A 22,985-nucleotide genomic window follows, 5' to 3' on the forward strand; every position below is an offset into this window, starting at 1 on the left:
AACCGGGTCGGGAAGCAAAAAAATACCAGAATTTCGGGGAACTGTCACGATAATCGAAAGAACCCTTATGCGCCACGAAGTAGATGGTAACACGACACATGAAAAAACTCATCAACGAACCGTCGGCGGTCGTGGACGAGATGCTGGACGGGATGGTCGCCGCACATCCTGACGAAGTTCGACGACTGCCGGACTCGAACGTCCTCGTTCGAGCGGACGCACCGGTCGAAGGGAAAGTCGCCGTCGTGAGCGGCGGCGGGAGCGGGCACGAACCGACACACGCGGGCTATCTTGGGCAAGGAATGCTGGACGGTGCGGCGTCGGGCGAAGTGTTCACCTCGCCGACGGCGGACGAGGTGAGCGAGATGGTACAGGCCTGCGACGGCGGCGAGGGCGTCCTCATGGTCATCAAGAACTACGAGGGCGACGTGATGAACTTCGAGACGGCGGGCGAGATGGCCGAGATGGAATCAGACGTGGACGTCGCGCAGGTCGTCGTCAACGACGACGTGGCCGTCGAAGATTCGCTGTACACCTCCGGCCGTCGTGGAGTCTGCGGCACCATCTTCGTCCACAAGGTCGCGGGCGCGATGGCTGACGAGGGCGGCGATTTGGACGAGGTACAGCGGGTCGCCCAGAAGGTCATCGACAACGTGGCGACGATGGGCACCGCGCTGACTTCCTGCATCACGCCCGAGAAGGGCGAACCGACGTTCGACCTCGGCGAGGACGAAATCGAACTCGGCATCGGCATCCACGGCGAACCGGGCGTCGAACGGACCGAGACGATGTCCGCGGACGAAATCACCGAGCGACTGACCGAAAACGTCCTCGACGACCTCGACCTCGATTCGGGAACCGAAATCGCCACCATCGTCAACGGGATGGGCGGGACCCCGCTGTCGGAACTGTACATCGTGAACCGGAAACTCCAATCGATTCTGGAGGACGAGGGACTGGAGACGTGGGACGCGTGGGTCGGCGACTACATGACCTCGCTCGACATGCAGGGCTGTTCGGTAACGGTGTTGGCGTTGGACGACGAGTTGAAGGAACTGTTGGCGCATCCGGTGGAGACGCCGGCGTTGACGGTGACGTAGTCGAAATCATATTTCGGAACTATTTCGCGGGGTGAGACGGAGTTTCACCGGCAGTAACATCGAATAGACTACCGCGTTTTCGAGCTATTTTTGTACCAACAAAACGTTTGGAACATATGGTGACTGTCCTCAGTTACGTTCTGAGCGTCGTAATTGTCCTCGGGTGTATGTTCCTCCTCACCTTTTTATCGGATAAATTATTTACTGACTTGAACGTTTTGCAGTCGACACCGGCGCGAATCGTTACGGACCTCCTCGGAGGTGGTGTTGGATTCGTAATCGGAGTCACGATAGTGACCGTCCTCTCGGTTTGAACTACTCGGTAGGCATCCACAGTGGATTGATGTGTTTTGAGGAACGCCAACACGATACACAATCCCGTCACAACCCATCCCGATACCATGGGTGGGATCTTGTCCGAATCGGAACCGATCACCGATGACACGAGCGAAGGTTTACCCTACCCCGCCCCGTGGGGTCGGCATAGAGATGGCAGATACAGCAACGGAGCGGGATGCGGTGCGTTCTGCAATCGAGAACGTCGCGGCACGAATGGCCGACGAGAAGGAGTACCTGACGGACCTCGACTCGGCCATCGGCGACGCCGACCACGGCGCGAACATGGACCGCGGCTTTCAGGCCGTGCTCGAAAAGACGGACGGAATGGACGAGGCGGACGCCGCAGACCTCGTGAAGACGGTCGGCGTGACGCTCATCTCGGAGGTCGGCGGGGCCGCCGGACCGCTGTACGGCGGGTCGTTTATGAGCGCGAGCGCGGAACTATCCGACGGTGTTACGGCGGAATCGACGGTGGCCTTCGCCGAGGCGTTTCTGGAGAAGGTACAGGACAGGGGGGACGCGCCGGTCGGCGCGAAGACGATGGTGGACGCATTGACGCCCGCGGTCCACACCTACAAAAAGTCCATCGAGGAGGACGACCTCGAACCAGTCGAAGCGCTTACGAAGGCGGTCGACGCGTGCGAGCGCGGCGTCAACTTCACGACGCCTATTCGGGCGAAGAAGGGGCGAGCGTCGTACCTTGGCTGGCGGTCGGTCGGCCATCAGGATCCCGGCGCGACGAGCACGCTGTTCATCGTCGAGGAGATACAGGACACGGCGGTCGAATACCTCGGCGACGGGGACCTCGAAGCGGACGCGGAGTCGCCGACGGTTCCGGACGAGGAACCGACGCCCGATGACGACGAACCGGAGGACGTCTGAATGATCGGCATCGTAATCGTCTCCCACAGTGAACGAGCGGCGGAGGGGATTCGCGAAGTGGCGGCGGAGATGGCGGACGACGTTTCAATCGTGGCGGTCGGCGGCGACCCGGACGGCGGCCTCGGAACGAGCGCCCCCGAGATACAGGAGGCGTTGGATTCGCTCTCCGACGAGGACGGCGTCGTCGTCCTCGTCGATTTGGGGAGCGCGGTGATGAACACGGAACTCGCCATCGAGATGGCCGAAGTGGAGGCGGAAATCGCCGACGCGCCGATCCTCGAAGGGGCCGTCAACGCGGCGGTCACGGCGAACGGTTCGAAGGCCACCGTAGAATCCGTCCTCGAAGCGGCCGAGGAAGCGGCCGAGGTTTCGAAGTTGTAACTCGTCGGAGGGAGGTCGAAGGCGGCCGACGCCGCCGGTTTCGGAAAATACGGTTCCAATTTTATTCGGCGTCTTCCACCGACAGCAGACGAACCACTTCCTCGCGCGTTTCGGCGGCGAGGATTCGGTCGGAGCGTTCGGCGGCGTCGTCCGTGTCGATTTCCGGGACGTTCGCCTTCACGTCGGGAACCGTAATCGCACTCATGCTCAGTTCGTCCAAGCCGAGACCGACGAGGAGGTCCGTCAGGTCGGGGTCGCCAGCCATCTCGCCGCACATGCCAACCCACGCGTCCCCGTCGTGGCCCGCCCGCACGGTTCGACGAATCGCGCGGAGGACGGCGGGATAGCGTGGGTCGTGGAGGTCCGAAATCCGCTCGTTTTCGCGGGAGGCGGCCATCACGTACTGCGTGAGGTCGTTCGTCCCGATGCTGAGGAACGACACCCGCTCGGCGAGCGCCTCGGCCATGAACACCGACCCGGGCGTCTCTATCATCACGCCGAGTTCGGGAACGGCGTGGGTCGTGCCCTCCTCGGCCAACTCCTCCGCGACCGATTCGACGCGGGAGAGCGCCGCGTCTAGTTCCTCGACGCTAGCGACCAGTGGGAACATCACGGCGAGGGAGCCATCCGAGTCCTCGTGGTCGGCGGCGGCCCTGAGCAGGGCGCGCAACTGGGTCTCGAACAGGTCGGAATCGGGGCCGAGCGAGCGCCGGATTCCGCGCTCGCCGAGGAACGGGTTCGCCTCGTCCGGCGTGTCGAGGTACGCAATCGGTTTGTCGCCGCCGATATCTAGCGTCCTGACGACGACGCGTTCGTCGGGGAACGCCGACAGCGCGGCGGTGTAGGCTTCGTACTGTTCTTCCTCGTCCGGCGGCGCTTCGCGGTCGAGGAACAGAAATTCCGTTCGGAAGAGACCGATGCCGTCGGCACCCTGTTCGGCCGCCACGTCGAGTTCCGCGAGCGTCCCGACGTTGGCCGCGACTTCGATTTCGTCCCCATCCGCCGTCGAAACGTGGTCCGCCACGATGGGCGTCTCCGCGACGGAAACCCGATTTCGGGCCTCGTCGTCGGGATCGATGACGACCGTTCCCCGCTCGCCGTCGACCACCAGTTCCCGCCCGTCGCCGACTTGGGCGAGTTCCTCGCCGACGCCGACGACGGCGGGGATGGCGAGCGAGCGGGCGAAAATCGCGGCATGCGACGTTCGGCCGCCGAAGATGGTGGCGAATCCGGCGATCGCGTCGGCGTCGAGTTGTGCGGTGTCGCTCGGGGTCAACCGTTCCGCGACGAGAACCGACCCGTCGGGAAGGTCGCCGAGGTCCATCCGGTCGCCGTCCGTCACGAGTCGAAGCAACCTGTCGCGCACGTCGCGGAGGTCGTCGGCCCGTTCGGCCATCGGCCCGTCCAAGTTCTCGAAACGGGCGATGGGGTCGGTGAACGCGCGTCGAATCGCGTGCGGTGCCGGGAGACCGTTCTCGATGGCCGTCTCGATACCGCCGACGATTTCCGGGTCGTCCAGGAACGCGCGGTGTGCGTCGAAAATCTCCGCTTCGTCCTCCCCGAGGCGTTCGCTCGTCCGCTCCCGCTCGCGTTCGAGTTCCTCGTGGGCGGCCTCCTGTGCCGACTCGAACGCCGCGAGTTCCTCGTCGGGGTCGACGGTCGCGGGGTCGGGCGGGTCTTCGAGGTCGGTCGTTCCGCGATACCAGACGACGCGACCGATTCCGGCGCGCGGCGTCACTCCCGTCCCCGAGAGTTCCGTCGTCACGCTTCCTTCTCCTCGGGAGTGGTGAGCACTCCTGTCAGTGCATCGAGCGCTTCCTCAGCGTCGTCGCCCTCCGCCACGAGGAGAACTTCGTCGCCCTTTCGGGCGTTGAGCGTCGTCACGGACAGCATACTTCCCGCGTTGACCGGGTCGCCATCAACGAGGGAGACGGTGCAGTCGGCGTCGAACTCGTTCGCTTTATTGACGAATTTCGAGGCTGGTCGGGCGTGCAGTCCGTCCGCTGGGACGATGGTGACGGTTCGTTCCATTCGAGGCATGGCCGACAGTTGGAGTGGAAGCCGCTTCATGCTATCGCCGCCATCGTTTCGGCCATCACCCCCATTCCTGCAATCCCCACTGCGCCCGAGTGTAGCCGAGCGCGAACAACACCGTGCCGACCAACATCAGCGACCCGCCGAGGAGCGGTTCGTTGACCGGAGGTCCCGGCGCGGAGACTGCGACGAGCGCGAGTCCACACGCGAGGACGACCAGTCCCGCGAGGCTCACCGGGTCAAGAAACACCAACCGGAGGTAGGCACCGGTCGAACGCTTCGGATCGTCCGAAGTCGTCACGGTCCCGCTCTAACTCCCTCCGGCGGGTCGTTCTTGCTCCTCGTCGTGGACCGCCGGTTCTTCGGGTTCTATCTCCTCGGCTTCGAGCTTTATCACGTATCGACGTGTCAGGAAGTCGTACAACCCGCCGCCGATGATACCGCCGACGATGGTGGAAACGGTCGGAAGCCACCAGCCGCCGCGCGGTCCGGGGAAGGCGATTCGACCCCATCCGGCGATGTACCCCATGATTCGCGGACCGAGGTCGCGGGCAGGGTTCAACGCCGCCATGCTGATGGGTGCCTCGTACTGGACGAGCGCCGCGACGAGCAGTCCGATGAGGAGCGCCGCGATTCCGGGCGTCGCCCGCGTACCCATCGGGTTCTCGTCGTCCACGAGCGCGAAGATGACGGCGACGAGGATGGCCGTGATGACCATCTCGCTGAAGAACGCTTGCGGGAACGAGACGAGCGACGCGGCCTGCTGAAGCGAGTTGTAGTCCCCCACTTTCACGCCCGCGAAGGCGGGATTCGGGAAGAACGTCCAGAGCGTCATTCCGGTGATGGAACTGCCGGGTTGGCCACGAACCACGTTGTTCGCCTCGCTGAAACTTTGATAGTAGCCAGACCACGTGACGAGCAACGTCCCGGCCGCCAAGAACGCTCCCACGATTTGGGCGACGATGTAGCCCGGAACGTGTTTCCACGGGAAGTCCCGCCAGATGGCGTTCGCGATGGTCACGGCCGGGTTGATGTGTCCCTCCGAGACGCCGCCGACCCAGTACACCGCGAACATCACCGCGAATCCCCACAGGACGGCCACGCCGAACAGGTCGAACCCGCCCGTCAACACCGAGACGGTGACGGCACCGTCGCCGAGGAGAACGAGGATGAACGTCCCGACGAGTTCGTTCACGTACTTCGCGCCCCAGTACTCCTCCACCGAGCCGTCGTCGGTGGCGGTTTCCCCGCCATCCGAGACTGGTTCGCCGCCGCCGATTGTCGCTTCGTCCGTCATCTCAGGCACCTCCTTCGCGTGCCCATCCAAGGGAGCGCTCGACGGCGTCCTCCCAGCGGTCGTACTTCGCGTCCGCCTCGGTTTCTAACATCTTCGGTTCGAACTCGCGGTCGACCTGCCAGTTCTTTCGCAGGTCGTCCACGGAGTCCCAGTAGCCGACGGCGAGGCCGGCGGCGTAGGCCGACCCGAGCGCCGTCGTCTCGTCCACCACGGGACGAACGATGTCGGCACCGAGGATGTCGGCTTGCAGTTGGCAGAGGAAGTTGTTCTTCACCGCACCGCCGTCGACCTTCAGCGACTCGATGTCGATGCCGCTGTCGGCCTCCATCGCTTCGGCCACGTCGCGGGTCTGATACGCGATGGATTCGAGCGTCGCCCGGACGATGTGCTCGGGGCGAGTACCCCGTGTCATTCCGACGAGGGTGCCGCGAGCGCGCTGGTTCCAGTGGGGCGCGCCGAGTCCCGTGAACGCCGGAACCATGTACACGCCGTCCGTCGAATCGACGCTTCGAGCCATCGTCTCCGTCTCAGCCGCGTCGCCGATGAAGCCGACATCTACGAGCCATTCGATGGCCGCGCCGGTGACGAAAATGGCTCCTTCGAGCGCGTATTGGACCGGTTCGCCCGAGCGCTGGAACCCGACCGTCGTCAGGAGACCGTGTTCGCTCTCGACCGCGTCCTCGCCGGTGTTCAGGAGGAAGAAACTGCCCGTCCCGTAGGTGTTCTTCGCGTCGCCCGCGTCGAAGCAGGTCTGCCCGAACAGCGCCGCCTGCTGGTCGCCGAACGCGCCAGCCACGGGGACTTCGGCACCCAAAAAGCCGTCCGGGTCGGTCGAACCGTACGTCTCGTCGTCGCTCGACGGTCGGACCTCGGGCAACATCTCGCGCGGGACGTCGAACTCCGCACAGAGGTCGTCGTCCCAGTCCATCTCGTGGATGTCGAACAGCATCGTTCGGGATGCGTTCGTCACGTCCGTGATGTGTTCGCCGGTCAGGTTGTAAATCAACCACGTGTCGATGGTGCCGAAGAGGATTTCGCCCTCCTCGGCACGCTCGTGGATGTCCTGCGGTCGGGCGCGCTGGAGCTTTATCGGGTCGGCATTGTCGAGCAACCACTCGGCCTTCGTCGCCGAGAAGTACGCGTCGGGTTCCAACCCGGTTTTCGCGCGGATGTCGTCTACCTTCCCCTCGTCTTCCAACTGCTCCACGCGGTCGGTCGTCCGACGGTCCTGCCAGACGATGGCGTCGTGGACCGGACTGCCGCTGTCCTTGTCCCACAGCAGGGTCGTCTCGCGCTGGTTGGTGATGCCGATGGCTTCCAGCCGGTCCGCGGAAACGTCGGCTTCCTCCAACGCGGTGGTGACGACGTGTTTTGTGTTCTCCCAGATTTCGAGCGGGTCGTGCTCGACCCATCCCGGTTCCGGGTATTTCTGTTCGTGTTTTTCGTAGGCGCTTTGGACGACCCGACCGTCGTGGTCGAACAGCATGAACCGCGTTCCGGTCGTTCCTTGGTCGATAGCGCCGACGTAGGTTTCAGACATTGTCTCCCCCATTCGGTGCGCCGGTTCATTGTCACGTTCGGCCACACCTCGGGAAAGAGACGGGACGGAGAATAATTATGTTTTCCCACGTCGGTTTCGGCACCTCAGGCCTCGTTGAACCGGTCGGTTCCGTTCAGTTTACTCCCGGAGTCATCGGATTGTGACAACGGAGAGTTCGTTCACCGTCGAGTTTCGGAAGATGGACACGTGAACGAGACTCGAAACCGACGTCACAGCGACTTCCGCATATATGTCGCGGTGTCGGGACACAGGTCGTCGAATTCCGTCGTCTGCCGGATGGCGTCGGGAGCAGTCCCACGGGACGCTTCGACGTACTCTAGTCCGGCGAAGAACTCCGCTGCCGTCGTCGTCAGTAGGTGAAGGGTCTCCACCCCGTCGGCGGTCGCTCGTTCCTCCAATCGGGCACAGAGTACGCTTCCGTAGCCTTCGTCACGAGCGCCTCGCTCCACGACGACCAACCGTAGAAGGCCGTCCGTTCCGTGAACTTCGACGCCACCGATACCGACGGGGTCGGGTCCAGCGTGGGCGACGTAGAAACAGTCCAGTTTCGGCCCGACGTCCTCGAACGGTAACCCGTTTTCCTTCAGCAGCGTTCGAATATACGAGCGGTGAGCGTCATCCGCCTGTCGAAGCACGAGTGTCGTCTCGCTCATCGGGAACGAATGCGGGAACGAGCGTAAAGTACGTTCCCCCAGCGACCCGCGTTCGGACGGGTTCGAACCGGCGTTTTAGCTCGCGTCCGCGATGCGGTCGTACTGGTCCGTTGAAAGTTCGATATCGGCCGCGCCGACGTTCTCCTCCAACTGCTCGACGGTCCGCGCGCCAACGATCGGCGTACAGGAGAAATCGCGCTGTTGGATGAGCCATCGGAGCGCGACCTGTGCCGGGGTGGCGTCGAGTTCGTCCGCGATGCCCCGAACCTCGTCCAGTACCTCCCAGCCCTCCTCGGACATGTAGTAGTCCTCGAAGTAGTCCACGAGGTCGGCGCGCGACCCGGCCGGGATGTCGCCGTCGCGTTCGTACTTTCCGGTCAGGAACCCGCCCGCGAGCGGCGAGTACGGACAGACCGCGATGTCCTGGTCGGCACAGACGTCGAGGTAGTCCTCCACCGGGCCGCTGGCCGCCGCGTGGTACATCGGCTGAGTCACGTCGAAGCGTTCGAAGCCGTTCACGTCGCTTTCCCAGAGCGCCTTCGTGAGTTGCCACGCCGCCATGGTGGACGCCCCGAGGTAGTTCACCTTGCCTTCATCGACGAGTTCTGTCAACGTGGAGAGCGTCTCCTCGATGGGCGTCTCCTCGTCCCAGCGGTGGATGTAGTAGACGTCGAGGTAGTCGGTGCCGAGACGGTCGAGCGTGCCCTGAATCTGCCTCCGGATGTGTTTGCGCGAGAGACCGGAGTCGTTTGGTCCGGGTTCGCCCCACCCGTCGAAGGGGAAGTACACCTTCGATGCGATGACGAAATCCTCGCGGTCGTACTCGGACAACCAGTCGCCGATCCACTCCTCGCTGGTGCCGTTCGGGTCGCCGTAGACGTTCGCCGTATTGCCGGACTACGTCCGGCAGTTAACCAGAACGCGAGGCGTTCTGGTGATATCGATGAAGTTGATGCCGTTCTCCCACGCCGTGTCCAGCAGGTCGTGTGCCGTGTCGTAATCCGTCTCGACCGTGCCGTCGGACTCCATGGCGAACCGCCACGTTCCGAAACACAGTTCAGAGACTTTCGTGCCGGTCGAACCGAGAGTTCGATACTCCATGGGAGTGGGTCGTCGGGGAAGGTGGTAAACTTCGGGAAAGCGGTCAGTTGTGGGGCGGTATACGAAGGGAAGTAGGACCTGACGTAGCGATACCGGGAGAAAATACAGCAGGTTGAAAACAAGTCGGGCATGAAGTGTCGTTCGGGCTATCGGTTTCGGGGTTCCTCGTACGCGTTCAACCACTCGGCGACTATCTCTTGAATCGCGAGGGCGGTCGTGCCGACGTTGAGGATTTGATACCCGTTTCCAGCCTTCTCGTTGACGTCCTCCATTCCGAAGCCGAGGTTACCCACGGGTACGCCTCGTTCGACGCTCCTCGAACGAACGGTTTCCACGGCGTCCTGTACGTCCGGATTATCGAGTTCCCCGGGAGACCCGACCGCGACCGAAAGGTCGAACGGACCGACGAAGACGAAGCCGAGATTTGGAACGTCGAGGATAGAATCGATGTTCTCGACCGCCTCCAAGGACTCTATCGTCACCCCGACGAGCACCGCTTCGTCCTCGGCGGCCGCGTAGTCGTCCTCCAATCCCCACCGACTCGCTCGTGGAACCGCGAGGCCGCGTTCGCCCGGCCCACCGTCGTAGCGGAAGTACGCTGCCCGCACGATATCCCGCACCTCGTCAGCCGTATCGACATGTGAGAGGAACACGTTCCTCACGCCGGCATCCAGTACTTTTCGAACGAGCGCCGGTTCCGTAACCGGTACCCGAACCAACAGCTCCGTACCAGTCAGCTCGCTCGCGCGGAGCAACGATTCCACCGCGCCTGCGTCCCATGGACTCGGCCCCGCGTGTTCGAAATCGATCCAAACGAAATCGAGTCCGAGATCGCCGTACAGTTCGACGAGCGTCGGCGAGTACGTGTCTTCGGCCATCCCGAGCGTGACGTCGCCGCGTTCGAGTCGCTTTCGCAAACTTGTCGTGTTTCTTTCTCGTTCCATGAGTCCCCCCAACCGGGCACCGACACGGGTTGTTCGACGGTGCGTTTCGCGCCACCTGTGTTCGATTTCGCACCGCTATCGGTGTCGGGTCGGCGAACGTGGTACGCTAGCGACGGTAGTAGCGCTGCTGGTCCGCGCTGGCGAGTCGAACACGCTCTCGGAGAACACCACCCGTCAACCGGAATATTCCGCGCGCACCACCACGTTCCCGCTCGTGTCCCGTACGACGACCGTATCCTCGTCGTTGTTCCAGACGGCACCGTCGGCGTTCCAGTAGCGTTCCGACGCCGAGTCGGACCCGCTCCCCGTGTAGAGCGTGAGCGTCTTCCCGCCCGCCAGCGTCACACCCGACGGCACGCGGTACGTGTGCCCGCCGTCGTCCGAAATCGTCCATCCGGAGAGGTCGAGGGTCACGTCTCCGGTGTTCTTCAGAACGACGTACTCGTCGTTCAAGTTCTGGTGGTCGTTGCCGTCCGCGTCGGCGTGGATTCGAGCGACGGTGAGGCCGTCCGTCCCGCCGTCGGTCGCCACTCGGGTCGTCGGTTCGTCCGTGCTTCCTTGTTCACCCCTGCTCGCTCGTCCGTTCGCACACTCCCAGAGGCCGACGCCGTCCTTCTGTGCACGTGATTCGGCGGCGTAAAACCGGTCGCGCTCGGTGAACTCGCTGTCGTACACCCGCGCGTAGCCCTGTTTCACCAGTTGGTAGTTGAAGAGCGTGCCGTCCGATTCGCGGACGTAAATCAGCAATCGGCCGTAGTAGCCCCGCGGTCCCTCGTTCGCGTCGAGCGTGATCGTCACTCGCTCGTCCACGAGTTCGGTTCTGGCGAACTCGCTCGCCTTGTGCCCCCAATCGCGGAGACACCGCTCTCCGCTCCGGTCGTCGGGGACCTCCTCGAACTCCGTCGGGTCGTTTTCGGTGTGGACCTCCGGCGTATCGACGCCGAGGAGGCGACCCGTCTCCTCCGTTCCGTTCGCGTAGCGGAACTCCACGGTGTCGCCGTCCACGATTCTGGTGATGGTAACCGTCCAGTGGCGGGATTGGGACCGGGAGTCGCCGATCGAGGCGGTTCCGTCGGGGCGGGGCGTCGTGGTATCCTGCACCGACGCACACCCGGCGGTCAGGACGCTCGCACAGACGAGGAGGACGACGGCGACGGAGACCGGCCGCGAGGAGCCCGTTAAAGACACGAGGAAACCGAGACGCTTCCGGCGGTTAAATCTATGCGACTCCTTCGGCGTCTCGGTCGCGTGCCGGTAGATACGGGAGCGGACTGACCGGACAGAACATCGGAGCCTCCGTGAGAAGGTGCCGGAGAACGCGAACGTGACCCGCCCCGACGAGGAACAGGATTCGGTCGTCCGTGGCGTCCATGGTCCGCCACAGGTGATGGACCATCCTGATGTTTCGGTCGTACCAGTACGCGAGCGCCAGCGGACTCCCGAATCGCTCGTCCGCCGCACGAATTCCCCTATCGAACATGAAATCGTGGTTTTCCCGGCGCTCCTCTTTGTCGTTGATCCACGCGAAGTACTCGGGAATCGTGGAGGACGAGAGTCGTTCGTCGCTCTCACGCTGTACGGTGTCGTTGTCGACGAGTTCGATGTCGGTCTTCCGACTCGAATCGACGTCGCGGTCCTCGAACGGGTCGGTGTCGGGTTCTTCAGGATATTCGTCTATTGCGGCGACCCGCTCGTGGCCGAGGTGGTCGGCGAGCCGGAAACCGACTTGGACGATTTCGCTTCGGCATTCGGTCGTGGGTTCACTCCGTTCCGAGTGTGGCGCGGGAAACGTCTCTTCGCGGTCGTAGGCCCGTCCACCCGACCGGTACTCTCGATACAGGTCGTTTATCGCCTCGTTTCGGTCGTACGGTCGTTCGACGGCGACCCTGTCCGGGTTCCACTCCGAAACGCGGGCGACCAAATCGCGCAGTTCGGCCTGTCGGCGGTCGACGAGCACGTCGTCGGCATCGACGTTCACCTCGTCCAATCCCGGATTGTCCATGTGATAGGTACCGAGCAACATCACCTGCACCTGCTCGGAGGTCGGTTCCGGCCATCCGTTCGGCGTCCGCGCGTCGTTCCTATTCGCCATGGACGGGACGACCGACGCTCCGGGAATAAGTGTTCGTAGAATTGAATTTCTATACGCGAGGTTACAAAAGAGCGGTTCTACTCTTCGGTTGTCAGTACTTCCCCATCGTGCCGTTCCACGACGTCCAACTCGCGGTCGAAAACGAATATCCTCGTCTCACCGTCGAGGGTCATGGGAACCGCGATACGAAGCGGGTCGGTGGATTCGACGGTCGCATTGTCCTCCTTCAACCACGGGAGTTCCCACCGCGGCGTTTCGCGGAGGTCGATGCCATGTTCGTAGTGGAACGCGGCGACCAGCGGGTGCGAGAGGACGGCCAACTGAACGGACCGATTGTACCTGTGACCGCACCGACCGCACTCGTGGAACTCCATTCCGACCAATCCGCTACCTTCGAGCCAGTCGGGTGCGTCCTCGTCGTCGGAGAGGTACAGCGTCGAATCCAACCGCCCGTAGCAGTTCGCACACATGCCGACCTCGGCGGCCTCGTCCAAAGTACGGAGCCATCGGGCGACGACGTTCGGTGCCGCCGCCGCGTCCATCCCGTCCATGAGTCCCGCGGGAATTTCCGGGTCCGTGAACATCCACTCACAGCCCGTACAGTCGATGGTGATTCCGTGGTCCCGAAAGACCGCTTCCAACCGCCCCCCGCAGTGGAGACAGTCCCCATCGACCGGGACGGAGTCGGCGCTGAACTCCGCGGTGTACCCGCCGGACATGACGGCCCCGACGACCCGTTCCCCCGGCGGTGCGACGTCGTAGCCGTCCTCAGTCTTGCGGACGAACTGTCCCGTAAGCTTCCCGAGGTGGTAGTTGAATCCGCCGGGGTCGTCCGCACCGACGCGGGTCCGAAGTTCCGAGAAGGACAACGCCTCCTCGGCCCGATTCAGCACCCGCAGGATTTCGAACCGGGTCTCGTCGCCGAGCAACCCGAACGCCTCGTCGGGGGCGAGTCGCGTAGTGGTTGGATCGTCGTCACGTTCCATACTGCATCGTTACGAGAACGGAACCAAAGTAGTGTGGTTCCGGAGTTCGAGGAACGTCCCGAACCGAAGGGACGGTTCCGAGAATCGACGCCGAACGAGTGGACGAGTGAACAAGAAGGACGATTTATATTCCAGCGCCGAAACGAACCGATATGGGCGACACACCGAGCGAGCGCTTCCGCGAGAACGCGACTGAAATCGCGTCGATTCTCGTCACGGGGTTCTGGCTTCTCGCTCTCTTTACCGGCCAGAGTTGGTGGCTTCCGGCGATGCTTTTCGGCTACGTCGTCGTCATTCCGATAGTCGAAATGCTGTTCGGTGACGGCGAGGGCGACGAAGAGTGGTGGGACGATATGTGGGACGACGATTGGTGGGACTGGTCGAACGGTAACGAACGTTCCAGCGAACCCGCCGAAACCGGCGAACCGAACAACAGGGACGCCCTCGAAACCCTCAAAAACCGCTATGCGCGGGGCGAACTCACCGACGAGCAGTTCGAGCGAAAACTGGAGCGGCTCATGGAAAATGACACCGTGGAGGACGTCGAGGAACGACTGCGACGGAAGGAACGGGACGTAGAGCGGAACTGAGCCACGATTGGGGGAGATAGTGGCGATTTCCTTCGGGCGAAGGTTTATACGGAAAAACGGGACAATACGGCTCCATGGACGAATGGGAGTACAAAATCGTGGAACTGTCCGACGGCGGGCTGTTCGGCGGGAGTGAAGAACCGACCGAGGCAGACCTCAACGAACTCGGGGAAGAGGGCTGGGAACTGGCGTCGTCGCTGACCGGATCGAACAAAACGCTCGGTGGGCGACCGAAGAGCGAGACGAGCGCGTTAGTTTTCAAGCGACCGGTGGAGTGACGGAGCGGTCCACCGAGCGATTTACTCCGCGTCCGCCCACGAGTCCAGCGTCTCCTGAATCAGCGCCTCGCCGACGGCGCGGCCGAGGACGTCGTATCCGGCGCGTTCCGCCCGGTCGTCCGAGGAGGCGATGAGGCGCGAGACGATGAACTCCGGCGTGGACTTGCCGACCGTCTGGAACCGCGGCTGGTAATCGACGAGGAGGTCCAACTCCTCGTTCAGCCCCTCGGCGAAGATGCCGTCCTTGCGCGCCCGTCCGGGGAGCGGGTTCAGGTCGTCCGCGAGGTGGGTCACGAACACGCCGAGCGCGCCCCTATCGACGGTCAGGCTGACGAGTCCGTGGAGGAGGTTCGCGGCGCTGCCGGGTTCCGTGATGGCCTCGAACTCGTCCACCAGCATGAGCGTCCGCCCGTCGTTCGTGAGCGGCGGGACGATACTTCGGAGCGTGGATTCGAGCACGCCCGCGTTGAAACTCGCGTGGCGGCGGTGGAAGACGATGGCGTCCGAAATCGACACCTGTGCGTGCGAGGCGGGAACGGGAAGCCCCATCTGTGCCAGCAGACCGATCTGACACAGCGTTTCGAGCAGGGTCGTCTTCCCGCCGCTGTTCGCGCCGGTCAGGACCGTCACTCGGTCGCCCTTCGGTGGACCGGCGATTCCGTGGTCGCCGATGCCGTAGGTGATGGGTTGCACGTCTCCCGCGGTGGCGAGAAACAGGTTTCGTGCATCGTCGACGGCGAATCCGGAGTCCACGAACTCCGGGCGCGTCATGTCGAACGCGTCGGCAAAGCGGGCGAGCGACAGCGAAACCGCGAGGTCGCTCACGGCCGACACGGCGGCGTCGATGGCGTCGCGGGCAGTTTCGATGTCGGTTTCGAGCGCCGAAACGACCGTTTCCTCGCGCTCTTCGACGGCGCGCTTCGTTTCGGCGACGAGTTCGCGGAGCGACCCGCCGACGAAATCGGTGGCGTCGGTGGCCTCACCGACCGTCGCGTCGCGGATTCGCTGCGGTTCGATATCGGTTTCGCGGGCGACGTACTCGACGTAGCTCTCGCGGAACTCGTCCGGCGTCCGCACGTCGCCGGATTGGACGGATTCGAGCACGTCCAAGGCACCGCTTTCGAGGCGTTCGACCGCGGTCAGCGCGGCCCGGAGGCGGTCGAGTTCATCGTCCGCCCCCTCGGCAACCGTGCCGTCGTCGAGTTTTCCCAGGGCACCGGCGGCGACGGCGAGGTCGTCCGCGTTGATGGCGGCCACCGTGGCGAACGCGCCGTCGGTCACGCCGGTCTGCTGGAGGGAAATCGCCGTCTCCACCGCGGTTCGCTCGCTGCCGTCGTACTCCTCGAAGGCATCGAGAACGGTCGTTCGCGTCCCCTCGTTCAGTTCGTCCCACGATTCGACGGCGGCCATAACGGAATCGAGTCGTTCTGTGGCCTCCTCCCGGGAGCGAACCGGCGTCAAAACCCGGATTCGGTCGCCAGCGTCGGGCGTGATGGCGTAATCGCTCGCGAGGTCGAGCAACGATTTGTACACCGAGCGGGCGTCGCGGGTGGCGAGGACCGCCATTCCCTCGCCGCCGTTGGCCTGTCGAAGGATTCGCGTCGCTCGGCCGCGGGACAACCCCGCGGCCGTGAGTGCGCGAACGTCGGTCGATTCGATCGCTCGAATCGCTCGTTCGACGCCCAGTTCGGCTTCGAGCAGTTCGCTCGTCTTCGGCCCGACGCCCCAGTAATCCTCCAGCCTCATACCTGTCCGCTGACACGGACGGCTATTAATCATTCCCGTTCGACCGAAACATAGAGGAGGCCGTGGTGAGTTTATGTTTCCATGCCCCTTCATGAAGAATACCCTGAAACGCCGCGTATCCTCCACGTCGGCGATACGAGTGGGGTTTCACTTCCGGGGATATCAGCGGAAGCGGCGAGCGTCGAGCGGGCGCTCGACGCCCTCGAAGCGGCGGAGTGCATCGTCTGTGAGCACGGACTGCCCGGGTGTGATGCACTCGCCGTGCTGAGCGAGGTGCGAGAACGCGATTCGAGTCTTCCGTTCTTCGTCGTGACGGAGGACGATGAAACGATAGCAGAAGCGTTTGCGATGGACGTAACCGACTGTATCGGTCCCGAGGACCGGACGGTTCTGTCGCACAAAATCGAACGCGCCGTAACTGGCTATCGGAATGAACAGGCGCTCTCACGGGCCAAAGCGGTTCTCGAAGGGGTTCCGGACGCCATCGTGACGATCGACACGGAGGGAACGGTTCGGTACGCCAACGACGGGTTCGAGCGGGTACTCGGCTACGACTCGAAGGGGATAGCGGGAGAACCGTTGAAGCGCGTGATTCCGGAGCGGTTGGAGTCGCTATACGAAGCCGCATTGAGACGGTATTCCGAAACGGATGAGCGAAGCCTCGACTGGGAATATTTCGAGACGAGAGCGCGACACAGCGACGGCCACGAGGTTCCGGTGACGCTTTCGCTTCGGAACGCGACCGACGGCGGCGAGGAGTTGATAACGGGAATCATCCGCGATATCTCCGAGCGCAAGACGGTGGAGACGGAACTCGAAGCGTCACGTGAGCGCTATCGAAAGCTGGTGGCGACGAGTCCGGAAGCCATTCTCGTCGCCGACGCGGAAACGGGGAAGATAGTCGATGCCAACGCCGCGGCCGAGGAACTCCTCGGGCGGCCACGGAGCGAGATCTGCGGGATGTGTCAGTGGGAGCTACATCCACGGGAGCGACAGACGCACTATCGGCGAATCTTCGAACGGCACGCGGAGGAAGGTGGAATAATGCGAAACAGGGACGACCTCACGGTCGTTCGGTCGGACGGGGAGGAGGTTCCGGTGGAGATCAGCGCGAACCGGACCCGACTCGACGGGCGACGGGTCATTCACGGGATCTTCAAGGACGTCTCGGAGCGGAAGGGCCGCGAGCGGACGCTCGCGTACCTGCGGTCCGCGACGCGCGAACTCATGACGGCAGAAACGAAGGCCGACATCTGCAAAATCGCGGTGGAGGCCGCCGGCGAGGAGTTGGACCTCCCCCTCTCCGGCATCTACCTCGCGAACGACGAGGAGGACGTACTGCGGCCGGTCGCGGTGACGGAGACGACGGAGCGACTATTGGACGAACTGCCGCGTTTCGAGGCCGGGGAGGGCCTCACGTGGTCGGCGTTCGAATCGGGAGAGGCGACCACGTTCGACGACGCGACAGACGCGCGAACGACCTACGACCGGCCGGTTTCGGTCGAACAGGAGATGGTGATTCCGCTGAGCGACCACGGCGTGTTTCTGTTGGGATCGCTCTCGGCGGCCGAACTGGACGAGTACGTCAGGGATTTCGCCGAGATTTTGGCGACGAACGTCCGGTCCGCACTCGACCGGGCGACACGCGAGGAAACCCTTTCCACCCAGCGGGCCGAGTTGGTGGAACTGAATCGCATCAACGAGGTCATCCGCGACGTGGACCAAGCGTTGGTACAGGCAACGAGTCGGGAGGAAATCGAGGAGACGGTCGTGAACCGGTTGGCGGCGGCGGGGCCGTACGAATTCGCGTGGGTCGGCGAAAGCGAAGTGAGCGCCGAAACCGTCCGCACGGTGGCGAACGCGGGCGACACCACCTATATGGAGGCGGTGGAAACGGCCGCGGACACGTGTAACTGCCCGGTCGAACAGGCACAGACATCGGGACGGGCGGTGGTCGTCGAGGACGTGAAAATCGACCCCGATTTCGAGGCGTGGGGAGAAGCGACGCTCGACGGCGGTGTACAGTCGATGGCCGCCATCCCGATTCGGTACGACGAAACCTGTTACGGCGTCCTCGCGGTCCACGCGAACAGGGGTGGCGCCTTCGATGACAGGGAACGGGAAGTTCTCGTGGAACTCGGGGAGACGATGGGGATGGCGATAGCCGCGATGGAGAGCAGGAAGGCGTTGGCTTCGGACTGCGTGGTCGAGGTGGAGATGGAGATATCGGACGCCGATCATTACTTCGTTCGCGTCCCACAGGAGTTGGGATGTACGTTCACCCTTCACGGGACGACGATGTCGCCGACCGGGGAGATTCACTGTTTCATCACCGCCACCGGCGTGCCGTCGGAGGTCGTCCTCGAACGAACCGCGAAAGCGGACGGGATAACCGACACGCGGCTCATCCGCGAAGGCGACCACGAGTGCGTCTTCGAAGTGACCTACGAGGGACCGTCGTTCGTCAAGACGCTCGTGGATAGGGGAGGGGCCATCGGATACGTCGAAGCGAACGAGGAACGTGCGCGTGGCACCGTCGAACTCCCGGCCGACGCGAACATCAGGGGGGCGGTCGAGGCGGTGAAGAACATCGCGCCGAAGGGACGGGTCGTCGCCCAACGCGAACGCGAGAAGCCGGAACCGACGGCGACGGAGTTCCGCATGCAACTGTCGGAGTCCCTGACCGACCGGCAACGGACGGCGATGGAGACGGCCTATCTCGCCGGGTTCTTCGAATGGCCACGGGACAGCACGGGCGAGGAGGTGGCGGAGTTGCTGGACGTGTCGGCACCGACGTTCCATCAGCACCTCAGACACGCGGAGGCGAAACTGCTGAAAACGTTTTTTGACCGATAAGACGCCGGTTTTCGGCCGGAGGGGTTTTCATCCCCGCGTCGGATGGTCGGGGCATGCGTCTCATTCAAATCCTCGTCCCGGACGACTGCCGGAGCGAGGTTCTCGCCGTGCTCGACGACGAGCACATCGATTACGTTCTCACGCGGGAGGAGGGTAACGGAGATGACGCGGCGGTCGTCCAGTTTCCGGTCCCGACGCAGGCGGTGGACGTCGTCCTCACGGACCTGAGGGATGCGGGGTTGGACGAGGAGGGATACACCGTCGTCGGAAGTCTGGAAACGGCCCGAACGCCGAACATCGACGAACTGGAGGACCGCTTCGTCAAAGGACGCGACGAGGACGACAGCATCGCGACGGAGGAGATTCGAACGAAGGCGCTCGGGATGAACCCGAGTCCGGTGACGTACTACGCCATGACCGTGCTGTCGGCCATCGTCGCCACCGCCGGGTTGTTGCTCGATTCGCCCGCGCTCGTCGTCGGGTCGATGGTCATCGCGCCGCAGGTGGGGTCGGCGATGACGACGAGCGTCGGACTCGTGTTGAACGACCGCGACATGATACGCGACGGCCTGTGGTCGCAGGTCCTCGGACTCGCCGTCGCCATCGTCAGCGCGACGATTTTCGGGTGGGCGCTCAAATCGGCACAGTTCATCCCTCCAGCCCTCAACGTGGCGACGGTGAACCAGATAAGTCAGCGTACCTCGCCCGGATTCCTCTCGCTCGCGGTGGGGCTCTGTGCGGGAGGGGCGGGAGCGTTGGGCCTCGCAACCGCCCTGCCGGTGTCGCTCGTCGGCGTCATGATCGCCGCGGCGCTCATTCCCGCGGCGGCGGCCGTCGGCGTCGGACTGGCGTGGGGACCGCCGGTGCTCGCGTTCGGCGCGTTCGTCCTGCTGGTGGTGAACGTCGTCTCCATCAACGCCGCCGGAAGCGGAGTTCTGTGGGTTTTGGGCTACCGCCCGACGACGGAGACGAACCTCCGCAAGGCCGCACCGACGCTCGTCGCCGTCGCCGTCCTCCTCGTTTCGTTCGCGGGTGCGGGGGCGCTGATGGCTCAGCAGGTTCACACGGAGAACACGGCGAACGGGGAGGTACAGACGCTCTTGGAGGGAAAGCAGTACAAGGAACTGGACCTCATCAAGGTGAACGTCGAGTTCGACGACATGGGTTTGGTGGACAACACACAGCACGTAACGGTCCTCGTGACTCGCCCGTCGGGCAAGCGGTATGCAGGACTGGCGAAGAAGATAGCAAAGCGAATCTCCGTGAAACTGGGCGGCAGAACCGTGGTCGAACTGGAGTTCACGGAACGTCAGCAGTCGGCGGCGAGAACGTGAACCCGTAGTCGGCCGTGATTCGATACGCGGCGGTCCCCCAGATGTAGTCCTCGACGGGCCACCACGTCCGCGCGTTGTTGATGCCGGCCACGAGGAGACCGTCCTCCGGGTTTTCGAGGTCCGAGTGGTAACTGACGCTTCCGCTGTCGCCGTCGGTGAACGACGACTGGGACCCCCACTTCAGTTGGCCGTGTTTGCAGACGGTGCCGTACGCGCACGTCATTCCGTCGATGGCCTGAATCACACCGGACGTGTAGCCCGAGACGACGGCGATTTTCTTCAGTTTCGACCCGCGGGCTTTGAGATGAGCGAGGCCCGCGCGCGTGAACTGCCCCATGACGGTGGAGGGCGACTCGCCGTCGATGGAGTTCATCGGGATCGCATCGTTCACCGGGTCGATGCGAACGAAATCGTCGAGCGCGTAGCCGCGTCGCACCTCGCCGACCTTTCGCCACCCGTCGCGGCGTTTGACGAAGAACGGTTCGCCGCTGTGTCGTCCCCCATCGTCGCCGTAGAGGTGGTTCGACGTGGTGAAAAACGGCGTCTCACCGTCGTACATGGCCGGGCAGAGCGTGGCGGACGCGTCCCTGCTACCGCATTCGATGCTTCCCGGAATGTGATTTCCGTCGAACGGACGCCCGTCCGAACCCTCGTTCCACGTTTCGGCTTCCGACCGAACCCGGTTGACTTCGACGGCGACGTCGCCGACGCGCTCGGGAACGGTTCCCGTCGCTTCGTCGTCGGTCACGTCCACCGAGAGGGCGGCGTTTCGGCCGCCGAACTCCCCCGGAACGACGGCGCTCCCGACGACGCCGGGACGCGAGAGCACGCCGGAGCGTTCGTGTGCGTCGAATGCGGCACGGAGGTCCGCGAACCAGTCCGCCGGCACCGTCGTGGTCAGCGGTTCCGAGTCGGGACCGTGGCCGTACACGAGCGGTACTTCGTCCCCGCCGGCCGCCCGTACGTCGTCGGGGGTGAGCAGGGCGGCCATGGATCCCAACCCTGCACCCGCCAGCGTCGTGATGAACCGTCTCCTCCCCATCGTTTCGAGTCGTCTATCGGACAGAGAACGCGGTAGCCGTCGCTGTCCGATGTCGTCGTTTCTCCCCATCGTGTCGTTTCCCCATTCCCAAGCCGGAGTACGACGGACGGGCACTTGAAAGTGAACCGTCACGTTCGACGGGTGTCGGCTGAAATTATCGAGGATTTTTTAGGCGCACCGAAAAATAGCAACGTTTACGTGTGTTTAGGTTAGCCTAAAACGTGAGCGTGGTAGCAGACGAGTCGACGTTCGCGATGCGACGACGGACGCTCCTCGGCTGTAGCGCCGCTCTCATGGTAAACTCCCGTTCGGGCTCGCACGCCGAGCCGCGAACCGAGTCACGAATCGAAGTACGAATCGCGAATCAGTGCGACGCGAGTGCGGTAGGCATCATCGCTCGCGTCGTCCCATATCACCGTCCGATACGACGGCTGAAATATGAGATCCAGCGATGGACGGTGAAACAAACCCGGATTACGGGACGAAAGGGAGAGACGGAGGGAAATCGCAGTAGCGGAGCGAGAACCAAAGCTCTTATCGGATATTAGGGGGACCTAAAAGCAAAGACGAACGGCGAGGCGAGTAGCGCTCTGCCGGAGGGTACGATGGAAGAAACCGAGGATGGAACGACACGAACGACGAAGGAAACCGAGACGGTGATAGGGAAACGACTGGACGGCTCTCTGGCGATGCTCGTCCTCGCCAGTATCGCCATCGTCGTGATTTCGGCGCTCGTGCAGGTCAGTTTCGGGGCGTACTCCACGACGCTCTCCCAGGCGTGGCACGCCGTCTTCAACCCGAAAGTGGTCACGAACCCGGACGTGCTCGGCGCGCTTCTGCTCGGCACGGAAGTCCCGTCGAACGTGACGTTGAGCAATACGACGACGGTCATCTGGAGCCTCCGCTTGCCGCGAGTGTTCGTCGGTATCTTCGTCGGCGCGAACCTGGCCGTCTCGGGGGCGATATTTCAGGCCGTCACGCGCAACGAACTTGCCAGTCCGTACATTCTCGGCGTCAGTCAAGGGGCCGGGTTGGCCGTCCTCCTCACCCTCGTCGTGTTCAGCGGACTCACCGTTTTCCTGCCGATTTTCGCTGCCGTGGGAGGTATCGCGGCGTTCATCGTCGTCTACATCATCGCGTGGAAGGGCGGAACGAGCCCCGTTCGTCTGGTCCTCGCGGGCGTCATCGTCGGCACCATTTGCTCGTCGTTGCAGCGCGGTCTGTTCTTCTTCGCACAGGACATCGGCGTGGTACAGACGGCCCTCTCGTGGACCACGGGGTCGCTCACCGGAACCGGGTGGGAACAAGTACGAATCATCCTCCTCCCGACGCTGGTGATACTCCCGCTCGCGATGTTGGCGTCCCGGCAGTTGAACGTCCTCCTGCTCGGCGAACGAACCGCCCGGTCGCTCGGAATGTCGGTCGAACGCATCCGGTTTGCACTCTCGACGTTGGCGATTCTCGCCGCCAGTTCCGCGATTTCGGTCGCCGGAATCGTCGGCTTCGTCGGCCTCATCGTGCCGCACGTCGTCCGGAACATCGTCGGCAGCGACTACCGGAAACTCCTCGTCGGAAGCCTGTTCGCCGGACCCGCGCTGGTGGTCAGCGCGGACGTGGGCGCTCGCCTCGCGCTCAACCCGATACAGATTCCAGTGGGAATCGTCACCGGACTGATCGGCGGGCCGTACTTCCTCTATCTCATGCGGAAGCGCCAAAAGGTAGGTGAACTCTGATGACGCTGGATGGTGTGATCGAGGCCGGCAACGGGA

Annotated in this window: 20 protein-coding genes and 1 pseudogene; 8 read left to right on the plus strand and 13 right to left on the minus strand. The window is 63.4% G+C overall.

Annotated features, from left to right (window positions below; translation table 11 throughout):
• Positions 1–98 precede the first annotated feature (98 nt).
• The 3 genes from dhaK to dhaM all read left to right on the plus strand — a co-directional run bounded on the left by dhaK (position 99) and on the right by dhaM (position 2,702).
• Complete coding sequence (gene dhaK / locus ACGYLY_RS14775) at positions 99–1,100, plus strand: dihydroxyacetone kinase subunit DhaK (protein WP_395291166.1); 1,002 nt, start codon at positions 99–101, stop codon at positions 1,098–1,100.
• Between the two features lie 489 nt (positions 1,101–1,589).
• Positions 1,590–2,321, plus strand: coding sequence for a dihydroxyacetone kinase subunit DhaL (gene dhaL, locus ACGYLY_RS14780; protein WP_395291167.1), 732 nt, complete (start codon positions 1,590–1,592; stop codon positions 2,319–2,321).
• Positions 2,322–2,702 (plus strand): dihydroxyacetone kinase phosphoryl donor subunit DhaM, encoded by a 381-nt coding sequence (gene dhaM / locus ACGYLY_RS14785; protein ID WP_395291168.1) that lies wholly within the window; start codon positions 2,322–2,324, stop codon positions 2,700–2,702. It begins immediately after the preceding gene.
• 61 nt (positions 2,703–2,763) lie between these two features.
• Here dhaM and ptsP read toward each other — a convergent pair whose 3' ends face one another.
• From ptsP to ACGYLY_RS14840, 11 genes and pseudogenes are all read right to left on the minus strand, one after another.
• Positions 2,764–4,467 carry a phosphoenolpyruvate--protein phosphotransferase gene (gene ptsP, locus ACGYLY_RS14790; protein ID WP_395291169.1) on the minus strand — a complete coding sequence of 568 codons (1,704 nt, stop codon included), beginning with the start codon at positions 4,465–4,467 and terminating at the stop codon, positions 2,764–2,766.
• The gene (locus ACGYLY_RS14795; protein ID WP_395291258.1) at positions 4,464–4,733 is read right to left on the minus strand and encodes an HPr family phosphocarrier protein; all 270 of its coding nucleotides are present in this window, start codon (positions 4,731–4,733) and stop codon (positions 4,464–4,466) included. The genes ptsP and ACGYLY_RS14795 overlap by 4 nt, the downstream gene beginning before the upstream one ends.
• A gap of 64 nt (positions 4,734–4,797) precedes the next feature.
• Positions 4,798–5,037 carry a hypothetical protein gene (locus tag ACGYLY_RS14800; protein WP_231187085.1) on the minus strand — a complete coding sequence of 80 codons (240 nt, stop codon included), beginning with the start codon at positions 5,035–5,037 and terminating at the stop codon, positions 4,798–4,800.
• A 9-nt stretch (positions 5,038–5,046) separates the two neighbouring features.
• Complete coding sequence (locus ACGYLY_RS14805; protein WP_395291170.1) at positions 5,047–6,033, minus strand: MIP/aquaporin family protein; 987 nt, start codon at positions 6,031–6,033, stop codon at positions 5,047–5,049.
• A gap of 1 nt (position 6,034) precedes the next feature.
• On the minus strand, positions 6,035–7,573 hold the full coding sequence (gene glpK / locus ACGYLY_RS14810) for a glycerol kinase GlpK (RefSeq protein WP_395291171.1): 1,539 nt from the start codon (positions 7,571–7,573) through the stop codon (positions 6,035–6,037).
• Positions 7,574–7,803: 230 nt separating this feature from the next.
• Positions 7,804–8,247: an arsenic resistance N-acetyltransferase ArsN2 gene (gene arsN2, locus ACGYLY_RS14815; RefSeq protein WP_395291172.1), complete on the minus strand. Its 444-nt coding sequence runs from the start codon at positions 8,245–8,247 to the stop codon at positions 7,804–7,806.
• A 75-nt stretch (positions 8,248–8,322) separates the two neighbouring features.
• Positions 8,323–9,348, minus strand: a pseudogene (locus ACGYLY_RS14820) (aldo/keto reductase).
• 146 nt (positions 9,349–9,494) lie between these two features.
• Positions 9,495–10,292, minus strand: coding sequence for an HpcH/HpaI aldolase/citrate lyase family protein (locus tag ACGYLY_RS14825; RefSeq protein ID WP_395291173.1), 798 nt, complete (start codon positions 10,290–10,292; stop codon positions 9,495–9,497).
• A 174-nt stretch (positions 10,293–10,466) separates the two neighbouring features.
• A complete protein-coding gene (locus ACGYLY_RS14830) occupies positions 10,467–11,480 on the minus strand; it encodes a lamin tail domain-containing protein (protein ID WP_395291174.1) in 1,014 nt (337 codons plus the stop codon).
• Positions 11,481–11,511: 31 nt separating this feature from the next.
• Positions 11,512–12,384: a DUF5694 domain-containing protein gene (locus tag ACGYLY_RS14835; RefSeq protein ID WP_395291175.1), complete on the minus strand. Its 873-nt coding sequence runs from the start codon at positions 12,382–12,384 to the stop codon at positions 11,512–11,514.
• Between the two features lie 77 nt (positions 12,385–12,461).
• Complete coding sequence (locus ACGYLY_RS14840) at positions 12,462–13,370, minus strand: winged helix-turn-helix domain-containing protein (RefSeq protein WP_395291176.1); 909 nt, start codon at positions 13,368–13,370, stop codon at positions 12,462–12,464.
• 152 nt (positions 13,371–13,522) lie between these two features.
• On the opposite strand from ACGYLY_RS14840, the gene ACGYLY_RS14845 reads away from it, so the two are divergent.
• Together ACGYLY_RS14845 and ACGYLY_RS14850 are read left to right on the plus strand one after the other, a co-directional pair.
• Positions 13,523–13,960, plus strand: a complete 438-nt coding sequence (locus tag ACGYLY_RS14845) for an SHOCT domain-containing protein (protein ID WP_395291177.1) — start codon at positions 13,523–13,525, stop codon at positions 13,958–13,960.
• Between the two features lie 74 nt (positions 13,961–14,034).
• Positions 14,035–14,238, plus strand: coding sequence for a DUF4177 domain-containing protein (locus ACGYLY_RS14850; RefSeq protein ID WP_395291178.1), 204 nt, complete (start codon positions 14,035–14,037; stop codon positions 14,236–14,238).
• A gap of 21 nt (positions 14,239–14,259) precedes the next feature.
• Here the strand turns inward: ACGYLY_RS14850 and ACGYLY_RS14855 are convergent, their stop codons facing one another.
• Positions 14,260–15,984 (minus strand): DNA mismatch repair protein, encoded by a 1,725-nt coding sequence (locus tag ACGYLY_RS14855; RefSeq protein ID WP_395291179.1) that lies wholly within the window; start codon positions 15,982–15,984, stop codon positions 14,260–14,262.
• 81 nt (positions 15,985–16,065) lie between these two features.
• On the opposite strand from ACGYLY_RS14855, the gene ACGYLY_RS14860 reads away from it, so the two are divergent.
• Positions 16,066–18,840, plus strand: coding sequence for a PAS domain S-box protein (locus tag ACGYLY_RS14860; protein ID WP_395291180.1), 2,775 nt, complete (start codon positions 16,066–16,068; stop codon positions 18,838–18,840).
• 53 nt (positions 18,841–18,893) lie between these two features.
• On the plus strand, positions 18,894–20,174 hold the full coding sequence (locus ACGYLY_RS14865; RefSeq protein ID WP_395291181.1) for a TIGR00341 family protein: 1,281 nt from the start codon (positions 18,894–18,896) through the stop codon (positions 20,172–20,174).
• Here ACGYLY_RS14865 and ACGYLY_RS14870 read toward each other — a convergent pair.
• Positions 20,140–21,285 (minus strand): hypothetical protein, encoded by a 1,146-nt coding sequence (locus ACGYLY_RS14870; protein ID WP_395291182.1) that lies wholly within the window; start codon positions 21,283–21,285, stop codon positions 20,140–20,142. The two genes, ACGYLY_RS14865 and ACGYLY_RS14870, sit on opposite strands and share 35 nt — an antisense overlap.
• A 536-nt stretch (positions 21,286–21,821) precedes the next feature.
• Between ACGYLY_RS14870 and ACGYLY_RS14875 the strand changes: the two genes are divergently transcribed.
• Positions 21,822–22,949 (plus strand): FecCD family ABC transporter permease, encoded by a 1,128-nt coding sequence (locus ACGYLY_RS14875; RefSeq protein ID WP_395291183.1) that lies wholly within the window; start codon positions 21,822–21,824, stop codon positions 22,947–22,949.
• The last annotated feature ends 36 nt before the right edge of the window (positions 22,950–22,985 follow it).

The sequence above is a fragment of the Haladaptatus sp. CMAA 1909 genome (assembly GCF_043952005.1).
Taxonomy (GTDB): Archaea; Halobacteriota; Halobacteria; order Halobacteriales; family Haladaptataceae; genus Haladaptatus.

What these genes read in the sequence shown, in the direction of transcription:
- dhaL (WP_395291167.1), top strand. Translation starts at nt 1,590, where the DNA reads ATGGCAGATACAGCAACGGAGCGGGATGCGGTGCGTTCTGCAATCGAG.
- ACGYLY_RS14795 (WP_395291258.1), bottom strand. Translation starts at nt 4,733, where the DNA reads ATGGAACGAACCGTCACCATCGTCCCAGCGGACGGACTGCACGCCCGA.
- glpK (WP_395291171.1), bottom strand. Translation starts at nt 7,573, where the DNA reads ATGTCTGAAACCTACGTCGGCGCTATCGACCAAGGAACGACCGGAACG.
- dhaM (WP_395291168.1), top strand. Translation starts at nt 2,322, where the DNA reads ATGATCGGCATCGTAATCGTCTCCCACAGTGAACGAGCGGCGGAGGGG.
- ACGYLY_RS14835 (WP_395291175.1), bottom strand. Translation starts at nt 12,384, where the DNA reads ATGGCGAATAGGAACGACGCGCGGACGCCGAACGGATGGCCGGAACCG.
- ACGYLY_RS14860 (WP_395291180.1), top strand. Translation starts at nt 16,066, where the DNA reads ATGCCCCTTCATGAAGAATACCCTGAAACGCCGCGTATCCTCCACGTC.
- ACGYLY_RS14840 (WP_395291176.1), bottom strand. Translation starts at nt 13,370, where the DNA reads ATGGAACGTGACGACGATCCAACCACTACGCGACTCGCCCCCGACGAG.
- dhaK (WP_395291166.1), top strand. Translation starts at nt 99, where the DNA reads ATGAAAAAACTCATCAACGAACCGTCGGCGGTCGTGGACGAGATGCTG.
- ACGYLY_RS14825 (WP_395291173.1), bottom strand. Translation starts at nt 10,292, where the DNA reads ATGGAACGAGAAAGAAACACGACAAGTTTGCGAAAGCGACTCGAACGC.
- ACGYLY_RS14805 (WP_395291170.1), bottom strand. Translation starts at nt 6,033, where the DNA reads ATGACGGACGAAGCGACAATCGGCGGCGGCGAACCAGTCTCGGATGGC.
- arsN2 (WP_395291172.1), bottom strand. Translation starts at nt 8,247, where the DNA reads ATGAGCGAGACGACACTCGTGCTTCGACAGGCGGATGACGCTCACCGC.
- ACGYLY_RS14865 (WP_395291181.1), top strand. Translation starts at nt 18,894, where the DNA reads ATGCGTCTCATTCAAATCCTCGTCCCGGACGACTGCCGGAGCGAGGTT.
- ACGYLY_RS14845 (WP_395291177.1), top strand. Translation starts at nt 13,523, where the DNA reads ATGGGCGACACACCGAGCGAGCGCTTCCGCGAGAACGCGACTGAAATC.
- ACGYLY_RS14875 (WP_395291183.1), top strand. Translation starts at nt 21,822, where the DNA reads ATGGAAGAAACCGAGGATGGAACGACACGAACGACGAAGGAAACCGAG.
- ACGYLY_RS14850 (WP_395291178.1), top strand. Translation starts at nt 14,035, where the DNA reads ATGGACGAATGGGAGTACAAAATCGTGGAACTGTCCGACGGCGGGCTG.
- ACGYLY_RS14870 (WP_395291182.1), bottom strand. Translation starts at nt 21,285, where the DNA reads ATGGGGAGAAACGACGACATCGGACAGCGACGGCTACCGCGTTCTCTG.
- ACGYLY_RS14855 (WP_395291179.1), bottom strand. Translation starts at nt 15,984, where the DNA reads ATGAGGCTGGAGGATTACTGGGGCGTCGGGCCGAAGACGAGCGAACTG.